This window comes from Sphingomonas sp. Leaf67 (assembly GCF_001421965.1).
In the GTDB taxonomy this organism is placed as follows: domain Bacteria; phylum Pseudomonadota; class Alphaproteobacteria; order Sphingomonadales; family Sphingomonadaceae; genus Sphingomonas.
Window position 1 is genome coordinate 688,983 of the sequence record NZ_LMLP01000001.1, and the last position, 12,195, is coordinate 701,177.

Annotated in this window: 12 protein-coding genes; 5 read left to right on the top strand and 7 right to left on the bottom strand. The window is 67.0% G+C overall.

The annotated features are described in order from the left end of the window. Nucleotide 1 precedes the first annotated feature (1 nt). Complete coding sequence (locus tag ASE90_RS03320; protein WP_055995878.1) at nucleotides 2-640, bottom strand: outer membrane protein; 639 nt, start codon at nucleotides 638-640, stop codon at nucleotides 2-4. A 316-nt stretch (nucleotides 641-956) separates the two neighbouring features. Between ASE90_RS03320 and ASE90_RS03325 the strand changes: the two genes are divergently transcribed. Beyond that, nucleotides 957-2,267 carry an NAD(P)/FAD-dependent oxidoreductase gene (locus ASE90_RS03325; RefSeq protein ID WP_082449520.1) on the top strand — a complete coding sequence of 437 codons (1,311 nt, stop codon included), beginning with the start codon at nucleotides 957-959 and terminating at the stop codon, nucleotides 2,265-2,267. 299 nt (nucleotides 2,268-2,566) lie between these two features. Here the strand turns inward: ASE90_RS03325 and ASE90_RS03330 are convergent, their stop codons facing one another. Beyond that, on the bottom strand, nucleotides 2,567-2,869 hold the full coding sequence (locus ASE90_RS03330) for a hypothetical protein (RefSeq protein WP_055995881.1): 303 nt from the start codon (nucleotides 2,867-2,869) through the stop codon (nucleotides 2,567-2,569). Between the two features lie 11 nt (nucleotides 2,870-2,880). Continuing rightward, a complete protein-coding gene (locus ASE90_RS03335) occupies nucleotides 2,881-5,745 on the bottom strand; it encodes a M16 family metallopeptidase (protein ID WP_055995883.1) in 2,865 nt (954 codons plus the stop codon). Between the two features lie 185 nt (nucleotides 5,746-5,930). Between ASE90_RS03335 and ASE90_RS19500 the strand changes: the two genes are divergently transcribed. Both ASE90_RS19500 and ASE90_RS03340 read left to right on the top strand, forming a co-directional pair. Further along, complete coding sequence (locus ASE90_RS19500; RefSeq protein WP_156361398.1) at nucleotides 5,931-6,086, top strand: hypothetical protein; 156 nt, start codon at nucleotides 5,931-5,933, stop codon at nucleotides 6,084-6,086. Nucleotides 6,087-6,164: 78 nt separating this feature from the next. Next, a complete protein-coding gene (locus tag ASE90_RS03340; RefSeq protein ID WP_156361399.1) occupies nucleotides 6,165-6,620 on the top strand; it encodes a hypothetical protein in 456 nt (151 codons plus the stop codon). A 3-nt stretch (nucleotides 6,621-6,623) separates the two neighbouring features. Here ASE90_RS03340 and ASE90_RS03345 read toward each other — a convergent pair whose 3' ends face one another. Together ASE90_RS03345 and ASE90_RS03350 are read right to left on the bottom strand one after the other, a co-directional pair. Next, nucleotides 6,624-7,622, bottom strand: coding sequence for a hypothetical protein (locus ASE90_RS03345; RefSeq protein WP_055995890.1), 999 nt, complete (start codon nucleotides 7,620-7,622; stop codon nucleotides 6,624-6,626). Beyond that, nucleotides 7,619-8,395 carry a glycosyltransferase family A protein gene (locus ASE90_RS03350; protein ID WP_055995893.1) on the bottom strand — a complete coding sequence of 259 codons (777 nt, stop codon included), beginning with the start codon at nucleotides 8,393-8,395 and terminating at the stop codon, nucleotides 7,619-7,621. Before ASE90_RS03350 ends, ASE90_RS03345 begins: the two co-directional genes overlap by 4 nt. Nucleotides 8,396-8,472: 77 nt before the next feature. Between ASE90_RS03350 and ASE90_RS03355 the strand changes: the two genes are divergently transcribed. Next, nucleotides 8,473-9,528: a glycosyltransferase gene (locus ASE90_RS03355; protein WP_055995896.1), complete on the top strand. Its 1,056-nt coding sequence runs from the start codon at nucleotides 8,473-8,475 to the stop codon at nucleotides 9,526-9,528. Next, the gene (locus ASE90_RS03360; protein WP_055995899.1) at nucleotides 9,525-10,295 is read left to right on the top strand and encodes a glycosyltransferase family 2 protein; all 771 of its coding nucleotides are present in this window, start codon (nucleotides 9,525-9,527) and stop codon (nucleotides 10,293-10,295) included. The genes ASE90_RS03355 and ASE90_RS03360 overlap by 4 nt, the downstream gene beginning before the upstream one ends. Nucleotides 10,296-10,570: 275 nt before the next feature. Here the strand turns inward: ASE90_RS03360 and ASE90_RS03365 are convergent, their stop codons facing one another. Both ASE90_RS03365 and der read right to left on the bottom strand, forming a co-directional pair. Next, the gene (locus ASE90_RS03365; protein WP_082449524.1) at nucleotides 10,571-10,744 is read right to left on the bottom strand and encodes a hypothetical protein; all 174 of its coding nucleotides are present in this window, start codon (nucleotides 10,742-10,744) and stop codon (nucleotides 10,571-10,573) included. A 20-nt stretch (nucleotides 10,745-10,764) separates the two neighbouring features. Then, nucleotides 10,765-12,138, bottom strand: a complete 1,374-nt coding sequence (gene der, locus ASE90_RS03370) for a ribosome biogenesis GTPase Der (RefSeq protein WP_055995905.1) — start codon at nucleotides 12,136-12,138, stop codon at nucleotides 10,765-10,767. Between the last annotated feature and the right edge of the window lie 57 nt (nucleotides 12,139-12,195).

A 12,195-nucleotide genomic window follows, 5' to 3' on the forward strand; every position in this document is an offset into this window, starting at 1 on the left:
CTTAGAAGTGGGTCGTCAGACCCAGCATCGGACGGAAGCTGTGTGCCGAGCCGAAGGTCGACACTTCGCCGCGCAGGCGGACACCCGAGTTGCCGGTGATGCCGCCCAGACCGATGTCCTTCGGACCGACTTCGAAACCGGCGCCGTAGGTCATTTCGTGATAGTCGCGGCTGGCGGTGCCGAACCGGTCGAAATTGACCCAGCGATAGCCGACCTTGCCGTAGATCAGGCCCGAGTCACCGGCGCGGAAGCCGAAACGGCCGGCTGCGCCGTAATCCCAATCGATGTCGCCCGACACGCCCTTCGAAACGCTACCTTCGGCACCGACGAACACCGGGCCCAGCGGCACGTTGAAGCCGACGATACCTTCGACCAGTGCGCCGTTCAGCTTGTCGTTACGCGGAACCTGCGGGATGCCGGCATCGGTACGCTCGGAGTCGAACTGCTCCCAGCCGCCCATGACGGCGACATAGGGTTCGAAACCGATGCCGCTGGTGCCGTCCGGTGCGGTCACGGCGGGGGCGGGTTCGGTGGTGGTCGTCGTCGTCGTGTCCTGCGTCGTGGTCGACATGTCCTGCGCGAAGGCAGGGACAGCCACGAAAGCGGCAGCGGCTGCAGCGACGGTGAAAAGCTTACGCATACAAAACCTCATCAGCGTTTACGGTCCCGGCATCGAAGCTGTGCCGGTTTGTCCGTGGCCCCTCTGAACCCGGCAGCACCGGCGAGGTTGCATTGCATCGCAACACTGGCGTCATGAAACTGGGATGTGTGGTATAACGGCCACGGTATCTTTCAGAGCGATGAACGAACCATGGCGGCACTGCCCGGACCATGGTGGCAATATGGCGAGGATGGTGCGACGTCGCGGCAACACCCGCAACGATCGCGGACCTGACGGATTGGTGATCCGGTCGCAGGGTGCGGCCGGACCCGCAAAAATGGCGGATGGAGGCGGTATGCGACCCCAGATCATCATCTTGGGTGCCGGCTTTGGCGGGATCGCCGCAGCACAGGCGCTGCGAGGAACCGACACCGATGTGACGCTGATCGACCGGACCAACCACCATCTGTTCCAGCCGTTGCTGTATCAGGTGGCGGGCGCGGCGCTGTCGCCGGCGGACATCGCGACCGCCAATCGCGCTCTGCTGCGTCGCAATACAAACACGCGCATATTGATGGCGGAGGCGTGCGGGGTCGACGCTGCCGCCAACGAACTCTGCCTTGCCGATGGACGGCGAATTCGCTTCGACTACCTGATCCTGGCAACCGGTGCGGGCTACAGCTTCTTCGGGAACGATGGCTGGCGCGACCATGCCTTCGTCCTCAAATCGATCGATGATGCGCTGGCGATCCGGGCAGCATTGCTGGGTGCGTTCGAGCGGGCCGAGCAATGCGACGACCCGGCCGAACTACGACGCCTGCTGACCTTTGCCGTCGTCGGTGGCGGGCCGACCGGGGTCGAACTGGCCGGCACCATTGCCGAACTGGCGCGCACGACGCTGGCACGCGATTTCAGCCGGGTCGATCCGCGCGCGACGCGGGTGGTGTTGTGCGAGATGGGCGATCATATCCTCGGTGCTTTCGACCCGAAACTGTCGCAGGCGGCCCGCGCGATGCTCGAATCGCTCGGCGTCGAGGTGCGGACCGGCGAGAAAGTGCAGGCGATCGACGAACGCGGGCTGACGGTCGGCGACCAGCGGATCGATGCGGCGGCGGTGCTATGGGCAGCGGGAACGGAAGCACGCCCGGCGGCCGCATGGCTGTCGGCCGATGCCGCGCGCAACGGCGCGGTGAAGGTGCGGCCGGACTGTTCGGTGCCGGGCCATCCCAACATCTTCGCGATCGGCGATGTCGCCAGCTTCGATACCGGTGACGGCCCCCTGCCCGGCCTCGCGCCCGTCGCCAAGCAGCAGGGGCAGTTCGTCGGCGCGTTGCTGGCGGCGAAGATTGCCGGACGTACGCCGAGCGACACGTTCCGGTATCGCGATTACGGGACGATGGCGGTGATCGGCCGGTCGCGCGCGGTGGCGGAGATTGCCGGGCTGAAACTGAACGGCTTCATCGCGTGGCTGGCATGGTCGCTGGTCCACCTGATGCTGCTGGTCGATTTCCGCAGCCGCGTGTCGGTCTATGTCCACTGGGCGTGGTCGTGGTTCACCTATGGCCGGGGGGCGCGGCTGCTGACCGGCTATGCGCCCGATCCGGGGGAGCGCCCGCGCACGGCGGGGTTGCCGGAGATCGAGGCGGAAGCGCGGGCGGCGGAGTAACCGAGCCGCTGGTCGTACCCCTGCGCGGGCAAGGGTCCAGATACCGTGGCCGGTCGCATGAATGGCGGATCAGCCGTACCCTCGGCGGAGGCGGGGGTCCAGAGCCAAGGGCGTTCCGATCCGTCACCCTGGGTCCCCGCCTGCGCGGGGATACGGTCCGGGCTGAGGGCACAACCAATCGCAAACTGCCTGCCCGCGGTACCTGCGCGGGGATACGGTTTCCGGCGCAGGCACCACCAAACGCAAACGGCCCGCCCGCATCGACTGCGGACGGGCCGTTTCCGGTTCGGCGCAGCGGATCAGCCGGCGCGATTGCCCGCCATCGGGAAGCTGCCGAACGCGCCTGCGCCGACCGTCCCCGAAATGGTGTCACCCTCGACGGTCGCCTCGCAGTCGAGCGTCATCGGCATCGGCACGACGATCGCGACCTTCCACGACAGCTTGTCGCCATCGACCTTGCCATCGGTGATCTCGGTCGATCCCATCGCCCCGGAATAGCTGCCGGTGAAGCTGCCACCGTCGCTCTTGACGGTCAGCGTCGCCTGCTGGTCGCCCATCGGCGACTTGGTGATCGTGTTCCAGCTGCCATCGACATTCGCCATCTTCGCTCTCCCTACTTTGCCGCGGCGGCCGGAGCGGACGGCGGCGTTGCCGCTACCACCTCCACCGGCAGACCGAGCGCGTCAAGCTGCGGCCGGACGGTCGCCGCATTGCCGACGACCACGTAAACGAAGCGATTGGGATCGAGTGCCCGCCGTGCCGCAGCGTCAAGCTGCGGGATGGTGAGCGCACGATATTTTTGCGGCAGGGTCGCCTGATAATTGTCGGGTCGGCCGAGGAAGTCGTTGGACTGCATCGCCCCGAGCACCGCACCTGCCGTTTCGTACGTGCCGGCCAGCTGACGGGTTTCGCCGTCGATCGACCGCTGGAACTCGACCCGGGTAACGCCCTGCTTGCCGAGGAAGCCGCTGATCTGTTCACGCAGCGACGCGATCGCCGGACCGGTCTTGTCGGCCTGCACCGGTGCGGTGATGACATAGGGGACGGCGTTCTGCATCAGGCGATAGCCACCGCCCGCGCCATAGGACCAGTGCTTCGCTTCACGCAGGTCCATGTTGATCCGACTGAGGAAGCCCGAACCGAGCACGGTGTTGGCGGTGGTGGCCGCCAGCGTGTCGGTCTTTGCCTCAAGGGGCGTCATCTGCGCCGCGACGATCAGCGATTGCGGCGAATCGGGGCGGTCGATCAGCACGATCTTGGGCGTCGTCACCGCTCGCAGCGGCGGGAAGGCCTTGGTCCCCGCCGGGCCGGTCGCGCGCCAGTCGCCAAGACCGGCGTTGAGCGCGGCCTGCACCTCGGTCAGCGGACGGTCGGACACGACGAAGACCTTCGCCTTGTCCGGCCGCAGCCACGCACCGCGCCATGCCATCAGATCGCCGCGGGTCAGCGACGCGACCGCCGCCGGATCACCGACGCCCGCCGCCAGCTTCGCATAGGGCGAGTCCGCGCCGTAGAGCAGCGGCGGCAGGGTCATGTCGGCCAGCCCCTGCGGATTGGTCCGCTGCTGGCCGATCTGCGCCAGCACCTGACCGCGCACCCGCTCGATTTCCGCCGGATCGAACGCCGGATTGCGCAGCACATCGGCGAACAGCAGCGCCGAACTGTTCAGATTGGCGCTGGGCGTCGAGAAGCCGATCGTCGTCTGGTCGGCCGAATTGCCGCCATAGATCGACATGCCGAGCGTTTCCTTTACCTCGGCCAGCGCGATCGAATTGCGGGTGGTGGTGCCTTCGTCGAGCACCGCCATCGTCATGCCGGCAGTGCCGAGTTTGCCCGGCACGTCGGCGGCGATCCCGGCGTCGAAGGCCAACGACACCTGTGTGACCGGAACGGCGGTGCGCTGGGCGTAGACCAGTTCCATACCGTTGGCGAGGCGGCTGCGCGTCACCGTGGGGAATTGCAACTGGCCGCCGGCATCGGGCACGGCGGGCATCGCGCCGCGCGTGCCCTTTGCCGGACCTTCGGCCGGAGCGGGTACGCCGTTATCGGCGACCTTGGGGACCGCCTTCGCCTCTTCATAGCCTTCGCGGGCACCGGGAACGACGACCAGCGTATAAGCCGGGCGCGACATCCACTTCTGCGCGGCGGCACGAGCACGGTCCGGCGTCATCGTCGCCAGCGCGGTCAGTTCCTTCTTATAGAAGCCCGGATCGTTCGAGTAGAGCTGCCCCTGCGCCAGCGCGACCGCCTTGCCCCCGAAGCCGCCGACCGACTCGAGACCGGAAATGGTGCTCGACACGTTGGTGGTGGCGACGCGCGCCACCTCGTCGGCGGTCGGGCCGGTGCGCAGATAGTCGGCGATGATCTGGTCCAGCTTCGCCTCGACCAGCTTCGCATCGACGCCGGGGCGGACCACCGCGCGGACGACGATCATCCCGGCCTGCGACAGCGACTGGACACCGGCCGACACCTGCACCGCCAGCTTGTCGCGCTTGACCAGTTCATTGTCGAGCCGCGACGAGGCAAGCCCGCCGAGCGCGGTCATCGCCACGTCGAGCGCGGGCGCTTCGGGATCGTTCAGGCCCGGCACCGGCCAGACCTTCATGATCATCGTCGCGGCGACGCGGTCCTTCATTTCTTCGCGCACCGGCGCGGCCAGCGTCGGCACGTCGATCCTGGGCAGGACCGATTCCGGCCCCTTCGGAATCGCACCGAAATATTTCTCGACCAGCGGACGGGCCGTCCTGGCGTCGATATCGCCCGCCAGCACCAGCACCGCATTGTTCGGACCGTAATGGCCACGGAACCAGTTCTTCACGTCGTCGAGGCTGGCGGCGTCGAGATCGGCCATCGAACCGATCACCGAATGACGATAGGGGTGGCCGACCGGGAAGATACCCTCGGTCATCTTGTAGCGGACGAGGCCGTAGGGCTGGTTGTCGCCCTGCCGCTTTTCGTTCTGCACCACGCCGCGCTGTTCATCGAGCACGCCCTGCGTCACCGCGCCGAGCAGATAGCCCATACGATCGGATTCGAGGAACAGCGCGCGGTCGAGCGCAGGCTTCGGCACCGTTTCGAAATAATTGGTGCGGTCGTAGCTGGTGGTACCGTTCAGGTCGGTCGCGCCGATCGAGCGCAGCGGGTCGAAGAAGTCACCCGGCGCGTTTTCCGAACCGTTGAACATGAGATGTTCGAACAGATGCGCGAACCCGGTCTTCCCCGCCGGCTCATGCTTCGACCCGACGTCGTACCATACCGACACCGCGACGATCGGTGCCTTGCGATCGGTGTGGGTGATGACGGTCAGGCCGTTGGCCAGCGTGAATTTTTCGTACGGAATGTTCACCGGCGCGACCAGCGCGGACAGCGGCGCGGCCTTGATCGGCGCGGGCGCGGCGGCGGCGGTGGACTGGGCAAACGCACTGGACCCGACAAGCGCCGTGGACGCGAGCAGGACGGACGCGACGGTACGAAACATGAAACCCCCAGACATTATCGATAAACGGAATGACGGTGTATGGGGTGGTTTTGTGTCGTGCAAGCGGCATCACGTTGCCGGTCGCCCTCTCCATTTTTACGCGCATGTAACTTATGATGTCTTGGGAGCGATCGCGCGGTTTGGCGGTTCTCATCCCGCGATCCGTGATTATGTTGCAACGCGCAATGACCACTCCATTCGAAACGCTTCGCACGACGCTGCCATGGGCCGACAAGGTCGACCGCCTGCTGGCGATCGGTTGGGAAGATATCGGCGGGCTCGTCCTGGCCATGGGGGGCATCGCCTTTCTTACTGCGGTCGGAGCGTTGCGATCACGGTGACCCTTCGCGCGGCAATTGCCGGCGCGTCGCGACATTTTGGCGGACATGTCTTGGTCCCGGTAGAAAGGTAAGTGCTTCATGATCCGAGCGATGACGGCCCTGCTGGGCGGGACGCTGCTGGCCGCGTGCGGAACGTCGGGGAACAGCGTGCCGTCGACGAACGCGACGGAGCAGGTCGACCTGCGGCATCTGGTCGAGACCGAGATCGCCGGCAACGGGATCGAACGCTATCCGCTGGAGGGCACGGTGATCCCGACGCCATCGGATAAACAGTCGCGCTATGAGCTGTTGCGTCAGCGCAAGACCGCCGGCGGCACGACGATCGCGATCCTGCGCCAGCAGCGCGGCGACCGCTTCGTCTATGCCCGCACCGAAGTCGACTGCGAACGCAACCTGTTCCACGTCGTCGGGGTCGCCGACACGCGCGCCCATGTCGAAACCAACGTCGCCCATGACGGGCCGCTGCGCCCGACCGCCGGGCTACCGCTGCGGCAGGAACTGTCGCGCTTCATCTGCCAGCGGGCGCAGGCATAACGGCTATTCGCCCGCCGGCGGCACCGCCGGCGTGGCGATCTCCGCTTCGAACGCCGGATCGGGATCGGCCACGGGCAAGGTCCCGCGCCGGCGTTCGAAGCTGGTCAGCAGGAAGAACAGCAGGTTGCTGCCCTGCGTCAGCGCGCCACCCGCCAGCAACAATCCCGCCATCGCCGCGCGCGGACCGTCGATGATGTGGCTCATTTCCAGTGCCGCCGACAGGAACAGCAGGTCGCGATTGGGCACGATCGGCAGGCGGCTGATGACCATCTGTACGGTCAGGAAGGTGATCCACACGCCCCACGACTGATCGGGCAGCACCACCGCCCATTGCGTCGCCTGTAGCAGCACGACGATCAGGATCCGGGCGACGTGGATCGCCAGCACGGTTCCGGCGACACGCCATGACACCGACAGGATCTGGCTCCGCAACCGCAGCAGCAACGGCGTCAGGAACGCCGCGACCAGCAGGCCGGCGAGGATCATCCCCCCCGCCGAATGGAGCCAGTCGGCGATCCATTTGGCGCGACCGGTCGCCATGAAGATGATGAGCAATCCCGAGGTGATCGCCGCCGATGCCAGCGCGGACAGGATCGCATTGTCCTTGATCGCCAGCAGCAGCGTCCTCGACGCGATGCCGAGCCGCTGGCGTGCCCAGACGAACAAATAGAGTTCACCCGAATAGCCGACGAACGCCGAGTTGAAGACCCGCTTGCGCACGAATACCGGCAACGCGCCCGGCAGGGGTCGTCCGAGCAGGCGGCGGAAGATCCCGACCTCCGACACCGGCAGCGCCATGAACATCACGACGAACAGGATGTAGAACCACGGTGTGCGCGGCAGGGCGGCGGCGACGTTGCTCCACCCGATCGCGCGGACCTTCAGCACCAGCCACAACAGCACGCCAACGAAGAACAGCGCGCGGAACACCTTGCCTGCCCAGGCGGCGGCCGGGGTCTGCGACCATAGGTGCAGCCGCTGTCCGTGTTCGGCGAGGGTCAAGCGAACACTCCCGCCGCCCGCGAATCGGCGACGAACGTCTCGAACGCGGCGCGGGTCTCGGGATCGAGCCGGAAGCGCGAATGACGCCACGTGCCGCCGGGAAGCAGCGAGCGCAGCGCATATTCGATCGCGGCGGCGGGCGTGTTGCGGACCCGGCGTTCGAAATGGGTCCGCTCCCAGGTGTTCGATCCGTGGAAGGCGCGGACGAACAGGCCGGGCGCGTCGAGCACGCCGATACGGTCGATCGGCCAAGCCCCAAGAAAGTCGGTATCCTCGCCGCGCCGTTTTTCGGGATAGCGTGCCAGCGGATCGGCGCGGTGGACGATGCTGCCGGGGACGCCCGGCTCCAGCGTGCCGACATAGGGGTGATCGAACCAGCCGGGCGCGTCGAGATGCATCAACGTGCCGCGCAGGACGCAGGCATCCTTGCCCTGTTCGAGCACCGCGACCTGACGCGCGAGCCGGTCGGGGTGATACCAGTCGTCATCGTCCCACTGTGCGACGATCAACCCGCGCGCGAGGTCGAGCGTGCGGTTGCGCAGACGTCCGAGCGTCGTCTCCGGCGTCTTGGCGACGCGGTCGTAGATCAGCCGGTCGGCGGGGATGTCGGCGAACAGCGGCGTATAATCCTGATCGCCGTCATCGACGACGACCAGTTCGCGGTTCGCCCAGCGTTGCCGCAGGAAACAGTCGACCGCCCGCCGTGCCAGCGCGGCACGGTTCGCGGTCACCATCACGCAGCTCACCCGCGCGCCGTCATCCGACCAGTTCATCGCCAGCGCCTTAGCCGCAGCATGCGCACTCGACAATCGGGTGGCGCTGTCGACCCCGCACTGGTAGCCGAACGGCGATGCGGATCATCTTCGTCCTGACCTATCCCAGCCATCACGGCGTCGCGGATACCGCCGAATGGCTCCGCTGGGACAATCGCGACAAGCGGATGCCGGGCATCCTGACCGAACTGGGCGTCGAGAGCGAGCTATGGGCACTGGCCCCCGCATCCCTCACTACCGTTGCGGCGCTGGGCGGGGTCGCGCCCTACCCGATCCGGCTGTTCGCGCCGTCGAACCCGACGGCCAGGACGCGCGATCAAGTAAGCGACGCGATGATCGCGGCGGCGCGCGCCGATCCGGCCGATCTGTTCGTGCTGGTCGGCAGCAATGGCGGTGCGGGGTTCGACCTGTTCGCCCGGGTGCTTCGGCCCGATCGGCGGCGGTTCGCGGTCATCATCGGCGGCGATTACTGGAGCCGGATCGTGCCGGATGCCGCGTTCGTCTTTCCCGAAACATCGGTACAGGAGGCGAAGCTGACCCATCCCGGCTGGCGTTTCTGGCGGCGGTCGGTGCCGGCGGCACGGATGCAGCGGCTGCCCAAGACGATCGACACCGATCGCTTCGCGCCCATGGCGGCCGGGAAGCGGTTCGACGTGATCGCCACCAGCCGGTTGAGCCCGTACAAGAAGTTCGACGAGATCGCGGCGCTGGCCGAGACGCTGCGGGTGGCGGTGATCGGCGACGGACCGCAGGCGGCGGAACTGCGCGCACGCTTTCCGAAGGTCGCATGGCTGGGGCACGTTCCCAACGGGCAGGTGCCGGCGATGCTGGCGCAGGCGCGGCTGTTCTTCCATGCCGGACGCCGCGACTATTTCCCGCGCGCCATTCCGGAGGCGATGGCGTGCGGTCTGCCGGTAGTGGCGTTCGACGACCGGATCGGGGCGGATGTCATCCCCGATACGTGCGGGCTGCTGGTCCGGGACAATGACTATCGCGACAAGGTGGCCGCCCTGCTGGCCGATCCGGCGGCGGTCGAGGCAATGGGTACGGCGGCGCGGGCGCATGCGGTCGCGACGCATGGGCCGCGATCGTCGGAGGCGGCGTGTCGGACGCTGATCGAGGTCGCGGCGTGACGCGCTGGACCTTCGTCATCGCCTATTACAACGAAGTCGATTTCCTGCCGGCGACGCTGGCGGCGCTTGCCGGGCAGACGGTGCCGTTCCGGCTGGTGCTGGTCGATAACGGGTCGACCGACGGGTCGGATGCGGTCGCGCGCGGGTTCGCCGCGGCGGGGATCGAGGTCATCCATCGGTCCGAAGCGCGGCCGGGCAAGATCCATGCGCTGGAAACGGCGATGGCCGAATTGACCACCGAATTCTGTGCGTTCGGCGATGCCGATACGTGGTACCCGCCGCACTATCTGGCCGAGGCGCAGCGAGCGTTCGATGCCGACCGGCGCGTCGTGGCGGTGATGGCGCTGGGCGTCGATGCGTTGGGGCAACCGTTGCGGCGGGCGCTCTATTCGGGGATCGTGACGCGACTGCTCTCGAAGCAGACGCATACCGGCGGTTATGGGCAGGCGTTTCGGACGCAGGCGCTGGTGAAGGCGGGCGGCTTTTCGGAAGCGCTCTGGCCCTATGTCCTGCTCGACCATGAGGTCATGCAGCGCGTCGCGAAGCTCGGACGGGTGGTCTATCCCTTCCGCTTCTGGGCAACGCCGTCGCCGCGCAGGGCGGACCGGCGGCGGGTGCGGTGGACGCTGGCCGAGCGGCTCTTGTACCATGCGACGCCGTTCGCGGCGAAGGACTGGTATTTCTACCGGTTCCTTGGGCCGCGGTTGAAGGCGCGGGGGATTACGCATCTGAATTTGCGGGATAAACCCTGGGAAGCGCAGCCGTAGCGGTTTCAAAGGTCACAAAGGTCACACTCGCGGGCGTTTTGTGGTGTCGTGAGATCGTGGCTTTGCGGGCGGCAGGTTCGGCGGGAAGAAAGAACGCCGAAGGGTATGGCATGGTCGGGCGGTTGTAGGACAGAGTCGTTTCTCGTCACCCGAGATCGCCCTCACCCTTCCCACCCGGCTGCGCCGGACGGGCCCCTTCTCTCTCCCGGTGGGAGAGGGAGGAAGCCGCGCAAGGGTCAGGGTGACGGGTCGGTGGGCGTGATGAGCCGCAGGCCCTATCGCTCTATTCGGAACAAGCCTTCGCGCACGACCTCCAGCCGCGCCCCGACCGCGCTCGCCGCGCTGGTCAGTTCACCGGCTGCCCTTGGGTCGTCGGCCTCGATCTCCACCATCGTCGCCCCGTCGCGCAGCGCCCTGGCCAGCCGGATGGCGGGCCAGGGGCAGCGCATGCCGCGGGCGTCGATATGCGTCACTTGCTGTGGTCGAAGGGGTTTTTGGGTGCCCGCATGTTCAGACGCACGGGCACCGCGCCGAAGCCGAATTCCTTGCGGATGCCATTGATAAGATAGCGTTTGTAGCTTTCGGGCAGCTGATCGACGCGGGTGCCGAACAGGACGAAGCTGGGCGGACGGATGTTGTTCTGCGTGATGTAGCGCATCTTGATGCGCTTCCCGCCGGGGGCGGGCGGCGGGTTCGCCTCCAGCGCGCGGTCGAACCAGCGGTTGAGCTGGCCGGTCGAGACGCGGCGGCCCCATGCCTCGCGCGTTTCGAACGCGGCCTGCATCAGCACGTCCAGCCCCTTGCCGGTCGCGGCCGAGACGGTCAGCAGTGGCACGCCGCGTGCCTGCGCCAATCCTTCGTCAAGCGCGCCCTTCACGCCGTTGAACAGCGACGAGGCATGTTCGGCGATGTCCCATTTGTTGAGCGCGATCACCAGCGCGCGGCCCTCTTGCAGCACGCGGTCGGCGATCTTGATGTCCTGCAGTTCGAGGCCGCGGGTACCGTCCAAAAGCAGCACGACGACCTCGGCAAAGTCGATCGCGTGCAGCGCGTCGGCGACGGAGAGCTTTTCGAGCTTTTCCTGAACTCGCGCCTTCTTGCGCATCCCCGCCGTGTCGATCAGCCGGACCGGCCGGACGCGACCATCGGGGGCGGTCCATTCCCAGTCGACCGCGATCGAATCGCGGGTGATGCCGGCTTCGGGACCGGTAATCAGGCGGTCTTCGCCGACGAAACGGTTGATGAGCGTCGACTTGCCCGCATTCGGGCGACCGACGATCGCGAGCTTGAGAACCGCGGTTTCAGGGTCGAACTCGCCTTCGTCCTCGGGCTCCGGCTCGTCCTCACGCTCGACATAAGGGCGCAGCGCGTCGAACAGGTCGGCGACGCCCTCGCCATGTTCGGCCGACATCTGCACCGGATCGCCAAAGCCCAGCGCCAGCGATTCGAGCACGCCGTTCTCGCCCGCGCGACCCTCCGCCTTGTTGGCGACCAGCACGACGGTGCCGTCGGCGGAGCGCAGCCAGCGGGCGATTTCCTCGTCCAGCGGCGTGATGCCGGCGCGGGCGTCGATCATGAACAGCGCGACATCGGCCATTTCGACCGCCGCCTGCGTCTGCATCCGCATCCGCCCCGGCAGGGTCGCGGCGTCCTCATCCTCGAACCCCGCCGTGTCGACGATGGTGAAGTCGAGGCCGAGCAACGACGCCTCCCCCTCGCGCCTGTCGCGGGTCACGCCCGGCTGATCGTCGACCAGCGCCAGCCGCTTGCCGACCAGCCGGTTGAACAGCGTCGACTTGCCGACATTGGGACGGCCGATGATGGCGACGACGGGTAAAGGCATGGGAATTCCTGGGGTGCGGGGTTGCCGCGATAGTAGGGAAATTGGGTCGGGGGGTCG

Excerpts from the sequence above, each read along its gene's own strand:
- ASE90_RS03320 (WP_055995878.1), bottom strand. The coding sequence starts at position 640 with ATGCGTAAGCTTTTCACCGTCGCTGCAGCCGCTGCCGCTTTCGTGGCT.
- ASE90_RS03325 (WP_082449520.1), top strand. The coding sequence starts at position 957 with ATGCGACCCCAGATCATCATCTTGGGTGCCGGCTTTGGCGGGATCGCC.
- ASE90_RS03330 (WP_055995881.1), bottom strand. The coding sequence starts at position 2,869 with ATGGCGAATGTCGATGGCAGCTGGAACACGATCACCAAGTCGCCGATG.
- ASE90_RS03335 (WP_055995883.1), bottom strand. The coding sequence starts at position 5,745 with ATGTTTCGTACCGTCGCGTCCGTCCTGCTCGCGTCCACGGCGCTTGTC.
- ASE90_RS19500 (WP_156361398.1), top strand. The coding sequence starts at position 5,931 with ATGACCACTCCATTCGAAACGCTTCGCACGACGCTGCCATGGGCCGAC.
- ASE90_RS03340 (WP_156361399.1), top strand. The coding sequence starts at position 6,165 with ATGATCCGAGCGATGACGGCCCTGCTGGGCGGGACGCTGCTGGCCGCG.
- ASE90_RS03350 (WP_055995893.1), bottom strand. The coding sequence starts at position 8,395 with ATGAACTGGTCGGATGACGGCGCGCGGGTGAGCTGCGTGATGGTGACC.
- ASE90_RS03355 (WP_055995896.1), top strand. The coding sequence starts at position 8,473 with ATGCGGATCATCTTCGTCCTGACCTATCCCAGCCATCACGGCGTCGCG.
- ASE90_RS03365 (WP_082449524.1), bottom strand. The coding sequence starts at position 10,744 with ATGCGCTGCCCCTGGCCCGCCATCCGGCTGGCCAGGGCGCTGCGCGAC.
- der (WP_055995905.1), bottom strand. The coding sequence starts at position 12,138 with ATGCCTTTACCCGTCGTCGCCATCATCGGCCGTCCCAATGTCGGCAAG.